The 19,017-nt window shown below is 73.8% G+C and carries 22 protein-coding genes and 1 other RNA gene; 17 read left to right on the forward strand and 6 right to left on the reverse strand.

Annotated features, from left to right (window positions below; translation table 11 throughout):
- Positions 1-5: 5 nt before the first annotated feature.
- Both MTO91_RS05410 and MTO91_RS05415 read right to left on the reverse strand, forming a co-directional pair.
- Positions 6-398 (reverse strand): hypothetical protein, encoded by a 393-nt coding sequence (locus MTO91_RS05410; protein WP_062400607.1) that lies wholly within the window; start codon positions 396-398, stop codon positions 6-8.
- 7 nt (positions 399-405) lie between these two features.
- Positions 406-648, reverse strand: a complete 243-nt coding sequence (locus tag MTO91_RS05415) for a ribbon-helix-helix domain-containing protein (RefSeq protein WP_020621780.1) — start codon at positions 646-648, stop codon at positions 406-408.
- A gap of 126 nt (positions 649-774) precedes the next feature.
- On the opposite strand from MTO91_RS05415, the gene MTO91_RS05420 reads away from it, so the two are divergent.
- The 5 genes from MTO91_RS05420 to MTO91_RS05440 all read left to right on the forward strand — a co-directional run bounded on the left by MTO91_RS05420 (position 775) and on the right by MTO91_RS05440 (position 5,494).
- A complete protein-coding gene (locus tag MTO91_RS05420; protein WP_346106837.1) occupies positions 775-1,947 on the forward strand; it encodes an acyl-CoA dehydrogenase family protein in 1,173 nt (390 codons plus the stop codon).
- A 13-nt stretch (positions 1,948-1,960) separates the two neighbouring features.
- A complete protein-coding gene (locus tag MTO91_RS05425) occupies positions 1,961-2,989 on the forward strand; it encodes an acyl-CoA dehydrogenase family protein (RefSeq protein ID WP_251785604.1) in 1,029 nt (342 codons plus the stop codon).
- A 101-nt stretch (positions 2,990-3,090) separates the two neighbouring features.
- Positions 3,091-3,600 (forward strand): helix-turn-helix transcriptional regulator, encoded by a 510-nt coding sequence (locus tag MTO91_RS05430; protein ID WP_020621783.1) that lies wholly within the window; start codon positions 3,091-3,093, stop codon positions 3,598-3,600.
- A gap of 32 nt (positions 3,601-3,632) precedes the next feature.
- On the forward strand, positions 3,633-4,739 hold the full coding sequence (gene prfB, locus MTO91_RS05435; RefSeq protein WP_073578362.1) for a peptide chain release factor 2: 1,107 nt from the start codon (positions 3,633-3,635) through the stop codon (positions 4,737-4,739).
- Positions 4,736-5,494 (forward strand): hypothetical protein, encoded by a 759-nt coding sequence (locus MTO91_RS05440; RefSeq protein WP_476653946.1) that lies wholly within the window; start codon positions 4,736-4,738, stop codon positions 5,492-5,494. The genes prfB and MTO91_RS05440 overlap by 4 nt, the downstream gene beginning before the upstream one ends.
- Before the next feature lie 164 nt (positions 5,495-5,658).
- On the opposite strand, the gene MTO91_RS05445 is transcribed toward MTO91_RS05440, so the two are convergent.
- Positions 5,659-6,879 carry a multidrug effflux MFS transporter gene (locus MTO91_RS05445; protein ID WP_476653947.1) on the reverse strand — a complete coding sequence of 407 codons (1,221 nt, stop codon included), beginning with the start codon at positions 6,877-6,879 and terminating at the stop codon, positions 5,659-5,661.
- Between MTO91_RS05445 and MTO91_RS05450 the strand changes: the two genes are divergently transcribed.
- The 3 genes from MTO91_RS05450 to ftsX are packed head-to-tail and all read left to right on the forward strand — an operon-like array spanning position 6,878 to position 9,071.
- A complete protein-coding gene (locus tag MTO91_RS05450) occupies positions 6,878-7,426 on the forward strand; it encodes a MarR family winged helix-turn-helix transcriptional regulator (RefSeq protein ID WP_476653948.1) in 549 nt (182 codons plus the stop codon). The genes MTO91_RS05445 and MTO91_RS05450 overlap by 2 nt on opposite strands.
- 52 nt (positions 7,427-7,478) lie before the next feature.
- Complete coding sequence (ftsE, locus tag MTO91_RS05455; protein WP_476653949.1) at positions 7,479-8,168, forward strand: cell division ATP-binding protein FtsE; 690 nt, start codon at positions 7,479-7,481, stop codon at positions 8,166-8,168.
- Positions 8,169-9,071 carry a permease-like cell division protein FtsX gene (ftsX, locus tag MTO91_RS05460; protein ID WP_405419035.1) on the forward strand — a complete coding sequence of 301 codons (903 nt, stop codon included), beginning with the start codon at positions 8,169-8,171 and terminating at the stop codon, positions 9,069-9,071. It abuts the gene before it with no gap.
- On the opposite strand, the gene MTO91_RS05465 is transcribed toward ftsX, so the two are convergent.
- Entirely contained in the window at positions 9,031-9,939 is a 909-nt protein-coding gene (locus MTO91_RS05465; protein WP_476653950.1) for an NmrA family NAD(P)-binding protein, read from the reverse strand. The genes ftsX and MTO91_RS05465 overlap by 41 nt on opposite strands.
- Positions 9,940-10,082: 143 nt before the next feature.
- Between MTO91_RS05465 and smpB the strand changes: the two genes are divergently transcribed.
- From smpB to MTO91_RS05495, 6 genes are all read left to right on the forward strand, one after another.
- Positions 10,083-10,571, forward strand: a complete 489-nt coding sequence (gene smpB, locus MTO91_RS05470) for an SsrA-binding protein SmpB (protein WP_060713108.1) — start codon at positions 10,083-10,085, stop codon at positions 10,569-10,571.
- A 25-nt stretch (positions 10,572-10,596) separates the two neighbouring features.
- Entirely contained in the window at positions 10,597-11,556 is a 960-nt protein-coding gene (locus MTO91_RS05475; RefSeq protein WP_476653951.1) for an amidohydrolase family protein, read from the forward strand.
- A gap of 2 nt (positions 11,557-11,558) precedes the next feature.
- The gene (locus MTO91_RS05480; protein WP_073578368.1) at positions 11,559-12,809 is read left to right on the forward strand and encodes a saccharopine dehydrogenase family protein; all 1,251 of its coding nucleotides are present in this window, start codon (positions 11,559-11,561) and stop codon (positions 12,807-12,809) included.
- Between the two features lie 113 nt (positions 12,810-12,922).
- Positions 12,923-13,304: a transfer-messenger RNA gene (ssrA, locus tag MTO91_RS05485) on the forward strand.
- A gap of 101 nt (positions 13,305-13,405) precedes the next feature.
- Positions 13,406-14,635 (forward strand): cytochrome P450, encoded by a 1,230-nt coding sequence (locus MTO91_RS05490; protein WP_476653952.1) that lies wholly within the window; start codon positions 13,406-13,408, stop codon positions 14,633-14,635.
- 5 nt (positions 14,636-14,640) lie between these two features.
- A complete protein-coding gene (locus MTO91_RS05495) occupies positions 14,641-14,832 on the forward strand; it encodes a ferredoxin (protein WP_073578396.1) in 192 nt (63 codons plus the stop codon).
- Between the two features lie 3 nt (positions 14,833-14,835).
- Here the strand turns inward: MTO91_RS05495 and MTO91_RS05500 are convergent, their stop codons facing one another.
- Positions 14,836-15,564 (reverse strand): VIT1/CCC1 transporter family protein, encoded by a 729-nt coding sequence (locus MTO91_RS05500; RefSeq protein WP_345651651.1) that lies wholly within the window; start codon positions 15,562-15,564, stop codon positions 14,836-14,838.
- A 65-nt stretch (positions 15,565-15,629) separates the two neighbouring features.
- On the opposite strand from MTO91_RS05500, the gene MTO91_RS05505 reads away from it, so the two are divergent.
- Genes MTO91_RS05505 through MTO91_RS05515 form a run of 3 tightly spaced genes read left to right on the forward strand, consistent with a single transcriptional unit; the run spans position 15,630 to position 18,404 of the window.
- Entirely contained in the window at positions 15,630-17,120 is a 1,491-nt protein-coding gene (locus MTO91_RS05505) for a cryptochrome/photolyase family protein (protein ID WP_345651653.1), read from the forward strand.
- A 28-nt stretch (positions 17,121-17,148) separates the two neighbouring features.
- A complete protein-coding gene (locus MTO91_RS05510; protein ID WP_476653953.1) occupies positions 17,149-17,667 on the forward strand; it encodes a MauE/DoxX family redox-associated membrane protein in 519 nt (172 codons plus the stop codon).
- Positions 17,667-18,404 (forward strand): DsbA family protein, encoded by a 738-nt coding sequence (locus MTO91_RS05515; RefSeq protein WP_476653954.1) that lies wholly within the window; start codon positions 17,667-17,669, stop codon positions 18,402-18,404. The genes MTO91_RS05510 and MTO91_RS05515 overlap by 1 nt, the downstream gene beginning before the upstream one ends.
- Here MTO91_RS05515 and yczE read toward each other — a convergent pair.
- The gene (gene yczE, locus MTO91_RS05520) at positions 18,355-18,987 is read right to left on the reverse strand and encodes a membrane protein YczE (RefSeq protein WP_073578397.1); all 633 of its coding nucleotides are present in this window, start codon (positions 18,985-18,987) and stop codon (positions 18,355-18,357) included. The two genes, MTO91_RS05515 and yczE, sit on opposite strands and share 50 nt — an antisense overlap.
- Between the last annotated feature and the right edge of the window lie 30 nt (positions 18,988-19,017).

A 19,017-nucleotide genomic window follows, 5' to 3' on the forward strand; every position in this document is an offset into this window, starting at 1 on the left:
CACGCTCAGGGCAGCTCCTCGATCGGCACCATCGGGTCGAGCTTGCGCAGCGACCCCGGGTCCCCGGTGACCGCGGGCCAGCCCCGCCGCCGGGCGGCGGTGACGACCTGGCCGGTCACGATGTCGTCGAGTCCCTGGGAGGCCAGCAGCAGCCCGGCCTCCTGGGCGCTCTCGGGCGACAGCTCGTGGATCACGGTGTTCGGCAGACCCAGCAGGACCTGCAGTGCGGCGTGGTGCTCGGCGTCGACCATCGACCAGGCGCGGCCGAGGGCGGCGCTGGGCACCGCGAGCACGATGTTCTCCTCCACCGCGGCCCAGACCAGCGCACGCATATAGACGGGGCGACCGGTCGCGAAGGCCGCCAGAGCCGAGGAGTCGAGTACGCGTCCGCCGATCATCGCGGGCTCAGCCGACGGCCACGGGCGGGACCGGGCGCAGCGAACGGCGCGCGGCATCCAGCTCGTCGGCCGGCGGGGGGCCGCCGTAGAGGTCGGCCAGGGTGGCCAGGGAACGGTCCCGGTCCTGCCGTGCCTGCACGGCCTCCGCCACGTAGGCGGACAGGCTCGCCGCCGATCCGCGGGACACCGCGTCCCTCGCCTCGGCCACCAGCTCCGCCGGCAGCGTGACCGTCACCCGCTCGCTGCGCATACCGAAATGCTACTCCCTGCATACCGCCCGGGCCACGGACACGCCGCGGGAGGCAGGTTACCGGCGGGTATGGAAGGCTCCGGGTCGGGACAGTGCCGACCTCACACGACGAACGGGTGCTCATCCATGGACCTGACCTTCACCCCGGCCGAGGAGGAGTTCCGCGCGGAACTGCGCTCCTGGCTCGGCGCCCACATCCCGCAGGAGTGGACCCGCCCCGGGTTCTGGGAGTCCCTGGAGGACTCCGAGAGCTTCCGGCTGCGGCGCGACTGGGAGCGGGACAAGGCCGACGCCGGGTTCGCCGGCATCCAGTGGCCCGTCGAGTACGGCGGCCGCGGCGGCACGCCGGGCATGAAGGCCATCTACGACGAGGAGACCGTCCGCGCCCAGGCGCCGCGCACGGTCAACCCGCTCGGGCTGACCTTCCTCGCGCCGACGGTCATGGCGATCGGCACCGACGCGCAGAAGAAGGAGATCATCGGCCCGCTGCTGCGCAACGAGGTCGTGTGGTGCCAGGGCTTCTCCGAGCCCGGTGCCGGCTCCGACCTCGCGGCGCTGTCCACCAAGGGCGTCCGCGACGGTGACGACTTCGTCGTCAACGGCCAGAAGGTCTGGACCACCAACGCCGTGCACGGCGACAAGATCTTCACCCTGGTCCGCACCGAGGCCGGGTCGGAGAAGCACCGCGGCATCTCGATGCTGCTCATCGACATGGACCAGCCCGGCGTCACCGCGCGCCCGTTGCGCCAGATGAGCGGGGCCAGCGAGTTCGGCGAGGTCTTCTTCGACGACGCCCGCGTCCCGGCCGCGGACTGTCTCGGCGAGATCGGTGACGGCTGGCGCACCGCGATGCTGCTGCTCTCGTTCGAGCGCGGCGCGTCCGGCATCTCCCAGTACACCGAGTTCCGTCGTCAGTACGACGAGATCGCCGCCGTCGCCCGGAGGCTCGGCCGGGACACCGACCCGGTGATCCGCGACGACCTGGCCCGCGTCCTGGTCGAGCTGGAGTGCCTGAGGCTGCACTCGATGCACGTGCTCACCCAGGTCGAGCAGGGCCGCGATCTCGGCTTCGAGGCGTCGATGACCAAGCTGCAGTGGTCCGAGGCGTTCCAGGACCTGTGGGAGGTCTACGACCGGATCCTCGGCGAGGACGCCACGCTCGACGCGCTGCCCGACGGCACCGACCTGCGCCCGCTGCACGCCCAGGCCATGTGGTCGCGCTCGGTCACCATCTGGGGCGGCTCGTCACAGGTGCAGCGCAACGTCACCGCCGAGCGCGTGCTCGGCCTGCCGCGGTAAGGGGAACGGACACATGTTCTTCGCACTCACCCAGGATCAGCAGGAGTTCGGCGCCGCGGTGCGCGACTACCTGGCCGAGCGCTTCGACCTCGCCGCCGTGCGGGCGGTCGTCGAGAACCCGTCCGACGACGGCAATCCGGCGTCGTTGTGGCGTGCCGCGGGTGAGCAGGGGTGGACCGCGGTCACCGTCGACGAGGAGCACGACGGCCTCGGTCTCGGCCTGGTCGAGGCCCAGGTGATCGCCCGGGCGCTCGGGGCGGGTGTCGCCCCCGGCCCGTGGCGCGGCACCGTGCTGGCCGCCGACGCGATCCGGCTCGCCGGCTCCGACGAGCAGAAGGCGGCCTGGCTGCCGAAGCTCGCCGCGGGCGAGGCGGTCGGTGCGTTCACCACCCGGGGCAGCGCCGCGACCGGTCTGCCGGTCGTGGAGTACGGCGCGCTCGCCGACGTCGTCGTCGCCCCGGCCGAGGACGGCCTGCCCGGGCTGGCGCTGGTCACCGGCGCCACGGCGTCGCCGGTCGGCAGCTTCGACGGCACCACCCGGCTCGCGTCGCTGGGCGGCGGGACCGCCGAGGCGCTGCCCGGCACCACCGTCGAGCTGCAGAAGCAGCTGACCGACCGGGCGACCGTGCTGGTCGCCGCGGACCTGGTCGGCATCGCCCGCGAGGCGTTGACCCGCACCGTCGCCTACGACCGCGAGCGCACCCAGTTCGGTGTGCCCGTCGGGTCGTTCCAGGCGCTCAAGCACGCGCTGGCCGACCTGCACGTCGGGGTCACGATGGCCGAGCACGCGGCGCTCTACGCCGCGCACGCGGTGGACACCGGGCTCGACGGCGCCGAGCTCGCCGTCGCCGTCGCCAAGGCCAAGAGCAGCGACGTGGCGCTCCAGGCGACCGCGGCGATGATCCAGTTCCACGGCGGCATCGGCTACACCTGGGAGCACGAGGCGCACTTCTTCTACAAGCGCGCCAAGCGGCTCGCCGGCCAGTACGGCGACGTCGCCGTCTCCCGCGAGCGGATCGCCTCCCTGACCATCGGGGCCTGACCCGTCCGTGGGCCGCGTGAGGCCACAGTGCACCCCGTCTGCTCAGGGCGGATGTGCGCTGTGGACTCGCGCGCCCGGCGCGGACGTGGGACCGTCGGACGATGGCACCCGTCACACCGGTCAACGCCACCGCCGCCGCCCTCCTCGGTCTGCTCCACGGCGGGCCGATGACCGGCGGGCAGCTGGTGGCGGCGGCCGGTGAGCGGTTCGGCCTGTTCTTCTCCGTCACCCGCAGCCAGGTCTACCGCGAGCTGCCCGCGCTGACCGAGGAGGCACTGCTGCGCCTGGGCAAGCAGGGCCCGCGGGCCAGCCAGCAGTACGTGATCACCGCGGCCGGCAAGCGGTCGTTCAAGCACTGGCTCGCCACCGGCGGCGACGCCGACGCCGTCCGCAGCCCGCTGGTGCTGCGGCTGCTGCACGCGGGGACGCTGACGGTCAAGCAGCGCACCGAGCTCGTCGCGGCCGCCCGCGAGGCCTACGCCGAGCGGCTCGCGGTGGCCCGCGCCGCCGCCCGTGCGACCGACGACCCCTACGGCCGTCCGGTCGCGGACTTCGCCGTCGCCCACACCCGGGCGATGATCAAGCTGATCGACGCGATCCCCCAGGACTGAACCGGGTCGCACCCCGCGTACCCTCGACGGTTGTGAACTCCGACGTCCAGGCCGACCTGAAGGACCTCGACACGACGCTGTCCAGCATCGAGGCCGTCGCCGACGTGCCCCGGCTGCGCCAGGAGATCGAGGAACTGTCCGAGCAGGCGGGCCGGCCGGACCTCTGGGACGACGTCGACGCCGCCCAGCAGATCACCAGCCGGCTGGCCTACGCCCAGGGCGACCTGCGCCGGCTCGACGACCTGCGCCGTCGCCTCGACGACGTGCCGGTGCTCTACGAGCTCGCCGAGGACGAGGGGGACGAGTCCGCCGTCGCGGACGCCGACGCCGAGCGCGCGAAGCTCCGCAGCGAGATCTCCTCGCTGGAGGTCCGCACCCTGCTCTCGGGCGAGTACGACGAGCGCGAGGCCCTGGTGACCATCCGGTCCGAGGCCGGGGGCATCGACGCCGCCGACTTCGCCGAGATGCTGCTGCGCATGTACCTGCGCTGGGCCGAACGCCACGGCTACGGCACCGACGTCTACGAGACGTCCTACGCCGAGGAGGCCGGCATCAAGTCGGCCACCTTCGCCGTCCACGCGCCGTACGCGTTCGGGACGCTGTCGGTCGAGGCCGGCACCCACCGCCTGGTGCGGATCTCGCCGTTCGACAACCAGGGGCGGCGCCAGACGTCGTTCGCCGGTGTCGAGGTGGCCCCGGTCGTCGAGACCTCCGACCACATCGAGATCGACGAGAAGGACCTGCGGGTCGACGTGTTCCGCGCGTCCGGGCCCGGCGGCCAGGGCGTCAACACGACCGACTCGGCGGTCCGGCTGACCCACATCCCGTCCGGGATCGTCGTCGCCTGCCAGAACGAGCGCTCCCAGCTGCAGAACAAGGCGTCGGCGATGGCCGTGCTGCAGGCGAAGCTGCTGGAGCGCCGCCGGCAGGAGGAGCGCGAGCTGCGCGACTCGTTCAAGGAGGCCGGGTCCTCCTGGGGCAACCAGATGCGCAACTACGTGCTGCACCCGTACCAGCTGGTGAAGGACCTGCGCACCGAGCACGAGGAGGGCAACCCCTCGCAGGTGCTCGACGGCCAGATCGACGAGTTCATCGAGGCCGGCATCCGCTGGCGCAAGCAGACCGAATCGGCCTCGTGAGCCGGGGTCGCCGGGCGTCCGCCGTCTGCGGCGCCCTCCTCGTCCTCGCCCTGGCCGGATGCACGACGGGATCCCCGGAGCCGGCCGCCGACGGGGCTCCGCCCGCCTCCGCCGCGCCGTCGGCGCAGGACACCGTGGCCGCCGCCGGCACCGCGCTCGCCGACGCCGGGTCGGCGCGGGTCGACGTCGAGCTCGACTCGGTCACCGGCCCGGTGCGCGCCTCCGGCCCCGCCCGCTTCACCCCGTTCGCCGCGGACCTCACCGTCGCCCTCGGCACCCGTGGTGCCCGGGTCAGGGTGCTCGACGACCGTGCCTGGGTCCGGTTCGGCGGCAGCGACCGCTGGCAGCCGCTGTCCACGGGGCTCCTCCCGGTCGGTGCCGTCGGCGGGATGCTGCACGCCGCGCCCGGACTGCGCGACGTCGCCGCCGCGCCGGGGGCCACCGACGTCGGCGGCGTCGCCGCGACGACGTACACCGGGTCGGTGGACCTCGCCGCCGCACGGGCCGGCGCCCCGGCCCCGGCGGTCGCGACCCGGCTCGACGAGCTCGCCGGGCTGGTCTCACCGACCCCGCGGTTCACCGCCTGGCTCGGTGCCCCCGACGCCGCCCCCGCCGACCGCGGACGGCTGCTCCGGCTGCGCCTGCAGCCGCAGGCCCCGGCCGCCGGGACGCAGAACGCCGGCGCCGCGGTCCCGGGTGCGGTGACCGTCTCCTTCAGCGACCCCGGGCTGCCGGTGGAGATCACCGCCCCCTGACGACGGCCCCGTGTCCCGTGGCCCGCGCGCCTCGACCCGGGTCGGCGCGGTCCACCGAGATGCAGCTCAGCGGGCCGTGGAGATCGACAATTCCCGCTGAGCCGCATCTCGGCGTCACGGCGGCCGGGCCGACGAGTGTCCGGGGCGGGGCGGGCGGGGCGGGCTCAGCGCGGCGCGGTCGTGCCGCGGGTCAGGGCGGCGAGCGACACGGCGGAGAGCGTGGCCGCGGTCAGCATGGTCACGGCCATCGCCGTCGCGCTCGACCCGACCAGCGGCGAGACCAGGGCGCCGAGGCCGAACTGGGTGGCCCCCAGCAGGGCCGAGCCCGTCCCGGCGCGGTCGCGGACCTCGCCGGTCGCCAGCGCCGCGCTGTTGCCCATCACGAACCCGAGCGTGGCCAGGGTCGCGAACAGCAGCACGAGGACGGGCCAGCGGGCGGCGCCGAGCAGCACCACGACGAGCAGCGCCGCGCACAGCACGACCAGCCCCCCGACGGCGACGACGAGCTGGCGGCGCGGGGCGACCCGAGTGGCGAGCCGGCTGCTGACGATGTTGCCCAGCACCAGCCCGGCCGCGTTCGTCCCGAAGGCGAGGGCGTACTGGGTCGTGGAGAGGCCGAGGGTCTGCTGCAGCACGAACGGCGACCCGGAGATGTAGGCGAACATCATCGAGAACGACGTGGCGAACGCGAGCACGTAGCCGACGTAACGACGGCGGCGCAGCAGCGCACCGGTGTCGGAGAAGGTCCGTCGCACACCGCCGGAGGTACGGGCCGGGGCCGGCAGCGTCTCGTGCACCGCGAGCAGCGACGACACCAGCATGAGCAGCGCCAGCCCGGCGAGCACGACGAAGATGCCCCGCCAGCCGACGACCCCGCCGAGCGAGCTGCCGATCACCGGCGCGACCACCGGGGCGATCCCGTTGATCGCCATCATCAGCGAGAACAGCTGCGCGGTCCGCGCGCCGGTGGTGCGGTCGGAGATCATCGCGCGGCTCAGCACCAGACCGGCCGCACCGCCGAAGCCCTGCAGGAACCGGGCGACGACGAGCACCGCGACCGACGGCGCGACCGCGCTCGCCAGGGACGCGACGAACAGCAGGACCGTGCCGGCGAGGACCAGGCGTCGCCGCCCCCAGCTGTCCGAGAGCGGGCCGATCACCAGCTGCCCGAACGCCAGCCCCACCAGGAACGCGGTCAGGGTCAGCTGCGCCGCCGACGCCGACGCCCCCAGCTCGGTCGCCACGGTCGGCAGCACGGGCAGGTACATGTCGGTGGCCAGCGGCGCCACGGCCGTCAGCAGCGCGAGAACACCGATCCACACGCCGTCCGGCACGGTGCGGCCGCGCGCGGTCCTCGGTGCGGCCTGCTCGGTACCCACGGTCATGACGGTCCTCTCTCCCACGGCAATCAGCTATGAAAATATATATGAACAGTCGAGTAGTATCGCGTCTGTGACGGAGATCAAGGAGCGCGAGGACTGGGCGGCGCTGGTGGCCGCCGTCCACGACCTGTCGCGGGTGCTGCGGGCGTCGGGCGAACGCGCGGTCGGCCTGGACGCGATCACCGGATCCGAGCACGAGGTGCTCCGGTGGGTCTCGGCCCGGCCCGGGCACCCGGTGTCGGCGGTGGCCCGCGGTCTCGGGCTGCAGCCCAGCAACGTCAGTACGACCGTCCGGTCACTGGTCGAGCGCGACCTCGTCGAGCGCCGTGCCGACCCGGCCGACGGCCGTCGTGCGCTGCTGTACCCCACGGCCCGGGCGGTCCGGCACCGCGAGCTCCTCGACGCCGCCTGGACGCGGCAGATCCGGCGCGCGCTCGGCGACCTGGACGGTGCCGACGCGGTCGCGCTGCGTGCGGCGGTCCCCGTCCTGGACCGGCTCGCCGGTGCGCTCGACCCGTCGCGGGACCCGGTCGCCGCCGGACCGGCCTGACGGGCGTGTCGTCACGGCCCGTGTACTCCGGGCGGCGGTACCGTCCCGCTCCGTGATCGAGCTGCGGGACGTCACCAAGCGCTACCCGGCGTCCGGGCGTCCGGCGCTGGACCGGGTCTCCGCGACGGTCGGTGCGGGTGAGTTCGTGTTCCTGATCGGACCGTCGGGGTCGGGCAAGTCGACGCTGCTGCGGCTGCTGCTGCGCGAGGACGTCCCCAGCTCGGGATCCATCATCATCGACGGCCTCGACGTCGCCGGGCTGCCCCGGCGCAAGGTGCCGAAGCTGCGCCAGCGGATCGGGTGCGTGTTCCAGGACTTCCGGCTGCTGCCCAAGCGCACCGTCGCCGGCAACGTCGGGTTCGCGCTCGAGGTGCTGGGGCGCAGGCCCTCGGAGATCCGGATCGCCGTCCCGGAGCTGCTGGAGATGGTGGGGCTGCAGGGCAAGGCCGAGCGGCTGCCGCACGAGCTGTCCGGCGGCGAGCAGCAGCGCGTCGCGATCGCCAGGGCGTCGGTCAACCGGCCCCCGCTGCTGCTGGCCGACGAGCCCACCGGCAACCTCGACCCCGAGACCGGGCGGGAGATCATGCAGGTCCTGGAGCGCATCAACCGGGCGGGCACCACGGTGCTGATGGCCACCCACGACTCGTCCATCGTGGATGCGATGCGCCGCCGGGTGATCGAGCTGGCCGACGGCGGCGTGCTGCGCGACGAGGCCCGCGCGGTGTACGGGGCGGGCCGGTAGATGCGCCCCGCCCTGCTCACCCGCGAGGTCTCCTCCGGCCTGCGCCGCAACGTCACGATGACCGTCGCGATGGTCCTGACCACCGCGGTCACCCTCATGTCGGTCGGTGCGGGCCTGCTCGTGCTGCGCACCATCGACGACATCTCCGCGCTCTACACGAACCGGCTCGAGATCCAGGTGGCGCTCACCCCGGACGTCTCGGAGACCGACCCGGACTGCAGCGGGCCGACGTGCGCATCGGTGCGGAGCGCGCTGGAGGCCGCCCCGGGTGTCGGCTCGGTCTCGTTCGAGTCCCAGCAGCAGGCCTGGACCCGCTTCCGCGAGCTGTTCGCCGGGCAGTCGGTCGCCGACGTCGCCCGGCCGCAGTCGCTGCCCGCCACGCTGCGGGTCACCCTGACCGACCAGCAGGCGGGTGCCGCGGCCGCCCGGGCCGCCGTGGAGGGCCGGCCGGGGGTGCGCGGGGTGATCGACCAGCGCGACGTCGTCGGGACCCTGTTCGACTTCCTGAACGGGGTGCGCAACGTGGCGTTCGCGCTCGCCGTCGTGCAGGCGCTCGCGGCGATCCTGCTGATCTCCAACACGGTGCAGGTCTCGGCGTTCATGCGGCGCACGGAGGTCGGCGTGATGCGCCTGGTCGGTGCGACGCGCTGGACCACCCAGCTGCCGTTCCTGGTCGAGGCCGCCATCGCCGGGGCCGTCGGCGGGGCGCTCGCCGGGATCGGCCTGGTCGCGGCCAAGTACGCCGTCGTCGACGACCTGTTCGCCGCGATGGGGCAGGCCGGCGTGATCCCGCCGGTCCGGATCACCGACGTGCTGGTGGTCTCGGCGCTGCTCGTGCCCACCGGGGCGCTCGTCGCCGGGATCACCGGCTACGTGACCCTGCGCGCCTACGTGAAGGTCTGAGCGCTCGCCCCGCGGGGGTGAACGCCGCGGCGTGGTCGCGGGCGAACTCCTCCAGGGTGCGGGCCGGGTGGCCGGTGAGGACGGCCACGGCGTCGTCCACCCGTGCGGCCTCGCCCCGCCCGTAGTGGGCGTAGTCCTCGACCGGTCCCGCGGCCTGCCAGGGCGGCAGCACCCCGTCCAGGGCGGCGGCGAACGCCTCGGGGGTGAGGTCGTCGAACGTGACCGGGTGTCCGGTGGCCCGGGTCAGGGCCGCGGCGATCCCGGCGTGGGTGACCGCGCGCGGCCCGGTGAGGTCGTGCACCGCACCGTCCCCTCCGGCGCCGGTGAGCACGGCCGTGGCGGCGTCGGCGATGTCGCGCACGTCGACCGCGCTCACCGCGGCGTCGCCGATCGGGGCGCCGAACCGGCCGGTCGCGGCGACCAGGGGGGCGAAGGCCAGCAGGCCCTGCAGGAACAGGTTCGGCCGCAGCACCACGTGGCCGATCCCCAGGTCGTGGACGTGCTGCTCCACCGCGGCGTGCCGGCGCAGGAACCGCACCGGGGAGTCCTCCCGTGCCGCGAACTGCGACAGCAGCACCAGCCGGGACACCCCGGCGGTCGCGGCGGCGTCGGCCACCGCGATCTGGGTGGTCGCGGCGTCGGGGGCCGAGGGTGAGTTGAGGAACGCCGCGTCGACCCCGTCCAGTGCCGCGGCGACGGCGTCCGGGTCGCGCAGATCGCCCCGCACGACCTCGACGCCGCCGGCACCGGCGAGGCGGTCCGGGTCGCGGACCAGCGCCCGCACCGTCACGTCGCGGCCGGCCAGCGCGGTCAGCAGGTGCCCGCCGATCCCGCCGGTCGCCCCGGTCACCAGGACCGTCGTCGTCATGTCCGTCTCCTGTGATCGTCGATCCGATACGAGAGCACTGCTCTCGTCACGGAGTCTGCACGCGGCGCCGTCGACACGCAAGAGCGGTGCTCCGGCGATGCCGCGGTCGGATACCGGTGGCGGTACGCGGGTAGGCTGGTCGTGTGAAGGAACAGGGCCGGAAGGTGATCGCGCAGAACCGTCGGGCCCGGCACGACTACGCGATCCTGGAGGAGTTCGAGGCCGGGGTCGCGCTCAAGGGGACCGAGGTGAAGAGCCTCCGTCTGGGCCGGGCGTCGCTGGTCGACGCCTTCGCCACCATCGACGACGGCGAGATCTTCCTGCGCAACCTGCACATCCCGGAGTACGTGCGCGGCAGCTGGACCAACCACGAGCCGCGCCGCACCCGCAAGCTGCTGCTGCACCGCGGGGAGATCGACCGGCTGATGGGCAAGACCCGGGAGGGCGGGCTCACCCTGGTGCCGCTGTCGCTGTACTTCAACGACGGCAAGGTCAAGTGCGAGATCGCGCTCGCCAAGGGCAAGAAGGACTACGACAAGCGCCGCGACCTGGCCAAGAAGGACGCCCAGAAGGAGATCGCGCGCGCCGTCGGCCGTGCGGCCAAGGGGCGGGCCCGGGACCTGCGCGGCTGAGCCACGGCCCGCCTAGGGTGGGGCCGTGGATCTCCCCGTGCCACCCTCCGACGACGCCGACGTGCCCCGCTGGACCGCCGAGCTGGACCTGCCCGGCCTGGTCGACGTGCACGTGCACTTCCTGCCCCAGCGGATGCTCGACAAGGTCTGGGCCTACTTCGACGACGCCGAGACCCACTACGGCACCCCGTGGCCGGTGCAGTACCGGCTGCCCGAACAGGAGCGCTACGCGATCCTCGAACGCCTCGGGGTGCTCGCGTTCGCGCCCCTGACCTACCCGCACAAGCCGGGCATGGGGGAGTGGCTCACCGACTGGGCCGGCGGGTTCGCCGACGCCCACCCGCGCGCGGTGCGCACCGCGACGCTCTACCCGGAACCGTCCGTGGTGGACTACCTCGGCCGTGCCGTCTCCGACGGTGCGCGGATGGTCAAGGTGCACGTCCAGGTCGGCGGGTTCGACCCGCGCGACCCCCTGCTGCGCGACGCCTGGGGCCTGCTGGCCGACGCGGGCGTGCCCGCCGTCGTCCACTGCGGCGACGGCCCGATCCCCGGTGAGCACACCGGGCTCGGGATCTTCGCCGAGGTGCTGGCGACGCACCCCGATCTGCGGATCGTGCTGGCGCACGCGGGCATGCCGGACTTCCGGGGCGCGCTGGAGCTGCTGGACCGGTTCCCGAACCTGGTGCTGGACACGACGATGGTCGGCACCGCGTTCTCCCAGGCGATCGCGCCGCTGCCGCCGGACTGGCCGGCACGCCTGGCCGAGCACCCGGGGCGGATCGTGCTCGGCACCGACTTCCCCAACATCCCCTACGCCTACGCCGAGCAGCTCGCCGCGATCGCCGGCTGGGCCGCGGCCGAGCCCCGCCTCGGCGCGGCCTTCCTGCGCTCGGTCCTGTACGACGCCCCGGCCGCGCTGCTGGGCGTCGACCCCGTCCGACACGCCGCCCCCGGCCCCGCGGCCGAGACCCCGAGGAGCTCCTAGACATGGTCAGCCCGCAGAACGACGGGAACGGCGCGGCCGCCCCGGTCGACATCGCCCTCTACGGCGCGACCGGCTTCGTCGGCGGCCTCATCGCCCGTCACCTCGCCGAGCACGCCCCGCCCGGGGTGCGCATCGCGCTGGCCGGCCGCTCCGAGGCGAAGCTCGCCGCGACCCGGGCGGCGCTGCCGGCGTCGGCGCGGGACTGGCCGCTGATCGTCGCCGACGCCGCCGACCCGGCCGCGACCGACCGGCTCGCCGCGGGCGCACGCGTCGTGCTGAGCACGGTCGGCCCGTACGCGAAGTACGGCCTGGGGCTGGTCGGGTCGTGCGCGAGGGCCGGCACCCACTACGCCGACCTCACCGGCGAGGTGCTGTTCGTCCGCGAGGCGATCGACCGCTTCCACGACACCGCCCGTGCGAGCGGCGCCCGGATCGTGCACTCCTGCGGCTACGACTCCGTCCCCTCCGACCTGGGGGTGTTCCTCGCGCACCGGGCCGCACAGGCCGACGGTGCGGGTGGGCTCACCGAGGTCCGCACGGTCGCGACGATGCGCGGCGGGGTCTCCGGCGGCACGGTGGACTCGTTGCGCGGGCAGCTCGACACCGTCCGCACCGACCGCGACGCCCGGCGCCTGGCCGCCCGCCCGCACTCGCTGAGCCCCGACCCGTCGGCCGAGCCGACGCCGTCGCAGCCGGGTGACGCGGGACCGCCCGCCCGGCTCCCGGACGGCACCTGGACCGCGCCGTTCGTGATGGCGTCCTACAACACCCGGATCGTGCGCCGCTCCAACGCGCTGCTCGACCACGCCTACGGTCGCGGCCTGCGCTACGGCGAGCTCCAGGGCTGTGGTCGCGGGGTGTCCGGGGCGGTCACCGCGGGTGTGGTCACCGGCGGGCTCGGCGCGCTGGTCGGGGCGTTCATGGTGCCGCCGATCCGCCCGCTGCTCGACCGGGTGCTGCCCGCGCCCGGGACCGGGCCGTCGGAGCGGACCCGCGAGCGCGGCTGGTTCCGGATGGACGTGCGTGCCGAGACCGAGTCCGGGCGTCGCTACCGGGTGCGGGTCTCCGGCCCCGGCGACCCCGGCTACGGGGCCACCGCGGTCATGTTCGGCGAGGCGGGCCTCGCACTGGCACTGGGTGGGTCCGCGCTGCCCGACCGTGCGGGCTGCCTCACCCCGGCCACCGCGCTGGGTGACGTGCTGGTCGACCGGCTGCGGGCCGCGGGGCACACCTACGACGTCGCGGCGGGATGACACGCCACCGGGAACCGGGATGATCGGGCGGGCGTGGGGCGTTATGCTGTGCGTCCGCCCGGGTACGTCCGTGCGGAGTGCAGGTGGACTGCGGGTCCTCCGGGATCCGACCAGGGGGTGAACGGTTTCGACTCCGATCGTTGATCGAGGTGAAGCGTGCCGAGGAAGGCGACGATGATCTCGTTAACCATGCGTCGCAAAAAAATAAGTGCCGACAACAGTCGCACTGCCCAGAGCGCTTACGCGCTCGCTGCCTGATCACCAGGTAGGGGCTGTCGGGCCGGAGGCGTCCCCGCTCCGGTTCCCGACATCATTCAGGGGACTCACCCTGCGGTCCGGCCGCGGAACCGCAGGGGACATCCAACAGCGGCTGGGATCGTCACACCGGCTTGTTCGCGTGACCGGTGGATCCGAGTAGAGACAGAGCGGACTGCGCACGGAGAAGCCCTCGTGAACCGACGGAGGACCCGGGTTCGATTCCCGGCACCTCCACCGCCCAGCGGCCCCGTCCCGACCCCGGGACGGGGCCGTTCCTGTGTCCGGCGAAGATCGTTGCGCAATGAAACTATGCATTGCTAACATCCTTGGTGGGAGTGATGCCGATGACCGCCGTGACCGACCATGTGCCCACCTACCCGATGACGCGCGGGTGCCCCTTCGATTCGCCCGCGGAGCTCGCCCGCATCCGGGACGACGGGTGCCCGGCCGGACCGGGGGTCGCCCGGGTCAGGATCTGGGACGGCAGTACGCCGTGGCTCGTCACCCGCTACGACGACGTCCGCGCCGCGCTCGCCGACGAGCGGCTGTCCGCCGACGCCGACCGCGACGGCTACCCGGCCGCGTCGCGGTCGCGCCGCGTGCGTTCCCGGGGGCGCCGGCGCAGCTTCATCATGATGGACGGCCCCGAGCACGCCCGGCACCGGCGGATGCTCATCGGTGAGTTCACCGTGCGCCGTATCGAGCGCCTCCGGCCGCTGGTCGAGCAGACCGTCGCCGAGCTGCTGGACGCCATGGCGGCGGGGGAGGACCCGACCGACCTGGTGCAGGCGTTCGCGCTGCCGCTGCCGTCGCTGGTGATCTGCCACCTGCTCGGGGTCCCCTACGCCGACCACGCGTTCTTCGAGGCACAGAGCCGGATCATGGTCGACCTGACCTCGGGCGCGGAGGTGTCGGCCGCGGCGTCGGACGCGCTGCAGGACTACCTCGCCGGACTCGTCCGGGAGCGGCTGGACCAGCCGCGCGACGACGTGCTCGGCGGGCTGGCCGCCCGGGTCGCGGCCGGGGACCTCACCGTCGACGAGGCGAGCGCTTCGGCGCTGCTGCTGCTCGTCGCCGGGCACGAGACGACGGCGAACATGATCGCGCTCGGCACGCTGACCCTGCTGCACCACCCCGACCAGCTCGCCGTCGTCCGCGACGGCGACGCCGCGCAGGTCCGCGCCGCGGTCGAGGAGCTGCTGCGGGTCCTGACCGTGACCCACATCGGCCGCCGCCGGGTCGCGACCGAGGACCTGGAGATCGGCGGGGTCACGATCCGCGCGGGGGAGGGCGTCGTGCTCGCCGCCGAGGCCGCCAACCGCGACCCCCGCCAGTGGCCGCACCCCGACGAGGTCGACGTGACCCGCGGGACGAACCGGCACGTCGCGTTCGGGTTCGGGGTGCACCAGTGCCTGGGGCAGCCACTGGCCCGCCTCGAGCTGCAGATCGCCTACCCGGCGCTGCTGCGGCGCTTCCCGGGACTGCGGGTCACCGTGCCGGACTCGGAGATCCCGTTCCGCGACGACATGGCCGTCTACGGCGTGCACGCGCTGCCGGTGGCATTCTGATGGCCATGCGCGTGATCGTGGACAAGGAACTGTGCATCGGGGCCGGCCAGTGTGTCGTGACCGCGCCCGACGTCTTCGACCAGGACGACGACGGGATCGTCGAGCTGCTGACCGACTCGCCCGCCGAGGGCGACCGGGACGCGGTGAAGGAGGCCGAGCACGTGTGCCCGGCCCGGGTGATCAGTGTGGAGGACTGACCCTCAGGCGGCGCTGACGCCGATCAGCATGCCGACCAGGTACGTGGCGCCGGCGGCGATGGCGCCGAACGCCAGCTGGCGCAGCGCCGCCGACCACCACGACCGGGAGGTGAACCGCGAGGTCAGCGCCCCCGCGGCGAGCAGGCCGACGCCGCCGACGGCGAGGCCGAGCGCGAGCGAGCCGTAGCCGAGCAGGAACGTGATCAGCGGGATCAGCCCGCCGACCGCGAACGCGGCGAACGACGACACCGCCGCCACCCACGGCGACGGCTTGTCGTCCAGGCTGACCCCCAGCTCCTGGCTGATGTGCATCCGCAGCGCCAGCTCGGGGTCGCGGTGCACCTCCCGGGACACGGCGTCGGCGGTCTGCTCGGACAGGCCCATCTCCCGGAACCGGGCGGCCAGCTCGTGCTGCTCGGCGCGGGGGTGCTGGGCCAGCTCACGGCGCTCGACGGCCGCCTCGGCGTCGAGGGCGTCGTTCTGGGTGCCGACCGAGGCGAACTCGCCGAGCGCCATCGAGAACGCCCCCGCGACGACACCCGCGAGCCCGCTGAGCACGATGACGTCCCGGCCCGCCCCGCCGCCCCCGACACCCGCGACCAGTGCGATCGTGGTGACCAGGCCGTCCATCGCGCCGAAGGTGGCCGCGCGCAGCCAGCCGCCGGAGATGTCACGGTGGGAGTGGTCGTGGTGGTGGTCGGCGAGTTCCGCCTCCAGCTCCGGATCGTTCACGGATGCAACAGTAGGCCGCCGCCGCTCGCCGCGCGGCGCCGCGCGACCACCCCGACACTGGGCCGATGTCGTCCGATGACACGGCTCCGCTCTGGCTGTTCGCCGACCAGCTCGGCCCGCACGTGTGGGACACCGAGGAGTTCGCCGGCCGCGAGATCGTGATCGTCGAGTCCACCCGCGCGCTGGGCCGGCGTCGCCACCACCGCCAGAAGCTGCACCTGGTGCTGTCCGGGATGCGCCACCTCGCCGAGCAGCTCGGCGACCGGGCCACCTACCTGCGCACCGACACCTACCGCGAGGCGCTGGAGCAGGTCGGCCGCCCGGTGGTGGTGCACCAGCCGACGTCGTTCCCGGCCTCGGACATGGTGCGCCGCTTCGTGAAGGAGGGGCTGGTCACCGAGGTCCGGCCCACCCCGACCTTCGCGCTGGGCAAGGACGAGTTCGACGACTGGGCCGGCGACCGCGAGACCTTCCGGATGGAGGAGTTCTACCGCGCCCAGCGCGAGCGGTTCTCCGTGCTCATGGACGGCGAGAAGCCCGTCGGCGGGAAGTGGAACTACGACCACGACAACCGCGAGTCCCCGCCGAAGGGCGCCGAGCGCCTGGAGGTGAAGGCGCCCTGGAAACCCCGCGAGGACGGGATCGACGAGCAGGTCCGCGCCGACCTCGACGCGGCCGGGTACCCCACGGTCGGCAACGACGGGCCGCGCCGCTTCGCCGTCACCCACGAGGAGGCCACCCGGGCGCTGCGGCACTTCGTCCGGCACCGCCTCGACACCTTCGGCCCGTACGAGGACGCGGTGCTGGAGCAGGACTGGGCCATGGCGCACTCGTTGCTGTCGGTGCCGATGAACCTGGGCGCGCTGCACCCGCTGGAGGCGGTGCACGCCGCCGAGCAGGCCTACCACGACGGGGACGCGCGGCTGTCCAGCGTCGAGGGGTTCGTCCGGCAGATCCTCGGCTGGCGGGAGTACGTCTGGCAGCTGTACTGGCGCTTCGGGCGCGGCTACACGCGTCGCAACCACCTGCGGGCCCGCACCCCGCTGCCGGACTGGTGGACCGACCTGGACGCCGACGCCGTCACCGCGAACTGCCTGTCGCACGCCCTGGGCGGGGTCCGCGACCGCGGCTGGACCCACCACATCCCGCGCCTGATGATCCTCGGCAACCACGCCATGCAGCGTGGCTACCGGCCGGCGGAGCTCAACGACTGGTTCGCGACGGCGTTCGTCGACGGGTTCGCCTGGGTGATGCCCGCCAACGTGATCGGGATGAGCCAGCACGCCGACGGCGGCCGGATGGCCACCAAGCCCTACGCCTCCGGCGGCGCCTACATCGACCGGATGACCGACCTGTGCTCGGGCTGCGCGTTCGACCCGAAGGTGCGGGTGGGGGAGAAGGCCTGCCCCTTCACTGCGGGCTACTGGCAGTTCGTGCACCGCCACGAGGAGATGCTGGCGGGCAACAACCGCACCGCCCGCGCCGTCGCCACGATGAAGCGGCTGACCGATCTCGACGCGCTGCTGGAGCAGGAGTCCGCCCGCGAGGAGTTCTGAACCGGCGGGCTCGCTAGGCTCCCCGGTCGTGACCGCAGTCCGCCCGCTCGACGTGCTGGGCACCGTGCTGCGGCTGGGGCTGGCCGTGGTCTGGCTGGTGTCGGGGGCGGTGAAGCTGTCCGAGCCGTTCACCACGGCCGTCGCCGTCGCCGCCTACCGGGTGCTGCCGGACGCGCTCGTCGTGCCGGTCGCGACCCTGCTGCCGCCGCTGGAGATCGCACTCGGCCTGCTGCTGCTCGCGGGCCTCGCCACCCGGCTCGCCGCGGTGGTGGGCACCGTGCTGCTGCTCGCGTTCGTCGCCGGTCTGGTGCAGGCGTGGGCGCGCGGGTTGGCGATCGACTGCGGCTGCTTCGGCGGTGGCGGGCCGGTCGACCCCGACGACACCGGCTACGGCCCGGCCCTGCTGCGCGACCTCGCCTTCGTCGCGGCCGCGGTGTACCTGACGGTGCGCCCGCGGACGCTGTTCTCCCTCGACGGGCGCGGGGACCGGGCCGCGGCACACGACCACGACCGGCGGGCGCCGGCGGACGCGACGGAGGAGCACTGATGGGACAGAGCGAGCGCGAGCGCCGGCAGGCCGCGCAGGCCCGGCTGCAGGCGGCGGGGATCAGCACCGCACGCACCTCGAGCGGGCTCGGTCGCAACCTCGGGATCGGCGCGCTCGTGCTGGTCATCGCCCTGGCCACGGGCGTCTACGTGCTGTACCAGAACTACCAGAAGGCGACCGTCGCGACCTACCCGGTGACCCGCGACGGCGTCGTCGTGAAGGCCGGGAACCAGGCGGCCCCGGTGACCGTCGACCTCTACGAGGACTACCTCTGCCCCGCCTGCAGACAGCTGGAGAGCAGCGTCGGGAACCAGCTCACCACCGCGGTGAACGAGGGCAAGGCGAAGATCAACTACCACCACATCGTGATCCTCGACGAGCGCTCGACCCCGCCCGGTTACTCGACCCGCGCCGGCAACGCCGCGCTGTGCGCCGCCGACGCCGGGATCTTCCCCGCCTACCACTCCCGCCTGTACGCCGACCAGCCCGCCGAGGGCAGTGCCGGCAAGACGGTGCAGGAGCTGACCGCGCTCGGCACCGAGCTGGGGGCCACGGGGGACTTCGCGGGCTGCGTCACCCGCCAGGCGAACACCCAGGCGATCGCCGACGCGACCGAGGCGGCCGTCGCCGACCCGGCGGTGGCGCCCGGCGGCCGCTTCGGGACCCCGACGGTGATGGTGAACGGGGTCAAGATGGATCTGAGCAACGGGGACTGGCTGTCGAGGGTGACGGGCTGACCGCACCCACGGTGAAGCGCGGCAGGAACCACTGCACCAGCGGCCCGACGGCGAGTGCGTAGACCACCGTCACCGGGCCGAAGACACCGCCGAGCGCCCACCCGACGAGCACGACCGTCACCTCGATCGCGGTCCGCACCAGCCGCACCGACAGGCCGGTGCGGGCCGCGAGCCCGGTCATCAGCCCGTCCCGCGGGCCCGGCCCCAGCCCGACCCCGATGTAGGCCGCCGTCGCCGCCGCGTTCAGCACGATCCCGGCGACGGCGTACGCCATCCGCAGCCACAGCGCCTCCGGGGCGGGCAGCACCGCGAGCGCGGTGTCCACCGTGGCCCCGATGACGACGACGTTCGCCACCGTCCCCAGCCCCGGTCGTTCCCGCAGCGGGATCCACAGCAGCAGCACCCCGACCGCGACGACCACGGTCACCGCGCCCACCGACAGGGCCGTACGCCCGGCGACGCCCTGGTGGAACACGTCCCACGGCATCGAGCCGAGGGCCGCGCGCATCATCAGCGCCATCGAGACCGCGTAGGCGACCAGGCCGGCCACGAGCTGGGTGAGCCGCCGGGTGCGCCGCGGCATCCGCAGCGACCAGCGGGAGCTGTCGATCGT

The organism is Pseudonocardia sp. 2-7, from assembly GCF_056341085.1.

What these genes read in the sequence shown, in the direction of transcription:
- MTO91_RS05410 (WP_062400607.1), bottom strand. Translation starts at nt 398, where the DNA reads ATGATCGGCGGACGCGTACTCGACTCCTCGGCTCTGGCGGCCTTCGCG.
- MTO91_RS05415 (WP_020621780.1), bottom strand. Translation starts at nt 648, where the DNA reads ATGCGCAGCGAGCGGGTGACGGTCACGCTGCCGGCGGAGCTGGTGGCC.
- MTO91_RS05420 (WP_346106837.1), top strand. Translation starts at nt 775, where the DNA reads ATGGACCTGACCTTCACCCCGGCCGAGGAGGAGTTCCGCGCGGAACTG.
- MTO91_RS05425 (WP_251785604.1), top strand. Translation starts at nt 1,961, where the DNA reads ATGTTCTTCGCACTCACCCAGGATCAGCAGGAGTTCGGCGCCGCGGTG.
- MTO91_RS05430 (WP_020621783.1), top strand. Translation starts at nt 3,091, where the DNA reads ATGGCACCCGTCACACCGGTCAACGCCACCGCCGCCGCCCTCCTCGGT.
- MTO91_RS05450 (WP_476653948.1), top strand. Translation starts at nt 6,878, where the DNA reads ATGACGGTCCTCTCTCCCACGGCAATCAGCTATGAAAATATATATGAA.
- MTO91_RS05445 (WP_476653947.1), bottom strand. Translation starts at nt 6,879, where the DNA reads ATGACCGTGGGTACCGAGCAGGCCGCACCGAGGACCGCGCGCGGCCGC.
- ftsX (WP_405419035.1), top strand. Translation starts at nt 8,169, where the DNA reads ATGCGCCCCGCCCTGCTCACCCGCGAGGTCTCCTCCGGCCTGCGCCGC.
- MTO91_RS05465 (WP_476653950.1), bottom strand. Translation starts at nt 9,939, where the DNA reads ATGACGACGACGGTCCTGGTGACCGGGGCGACCGGCGGGATCGGCGGG.
- MTO91_RS05480 (WP_073578368.1), top strand. Translation starts at nt 11,559, where the DNA reads ATGGTCAGCCCGCAGAACGACGGGAACGGCGCGGCCGCCCCGGTCGAC.
- MTO91_RS05490 (WP_476653952.1), top strand. Translation starts at nt 13,406, where the DNA reads ATGCCGATGACCGCCGTGACCGACCATGTGCCCACCTACCCGATGACG.
- MTO91_RS05495 (WP_073578396.1), top strand. Translation starts at nt 14,641, where the DNA reads ATGCGCGTGATCGTGGACAAGGAACTGTGCATCGGGGCCGGCCAGTGT.
- MTO91_RS05505 (WP_345651653.1), top strand. Translation starts at nt 15,630, where the DNA reads ATGTCGTCCGATGACACGGCTCCGCTCTGGCTGTTCGCCGACCAGCTC.
- MTO91_RS05515 (WP_476653954.1), top strand. Translation starts at nt 17,667, where the DNA reads ATGGGACAGAGCGAGCGCGAGCGCCGGCAGGCCGCGCAGGCCCGGCTG.
- yczE (WP_073578397.1), bottom strand. Translation starts at nt 18,987, where the DNA reads ATGCCGCGGCGCACCCGGCGGCTCACCCAGCTCGTGGCCGGCCTGGTC.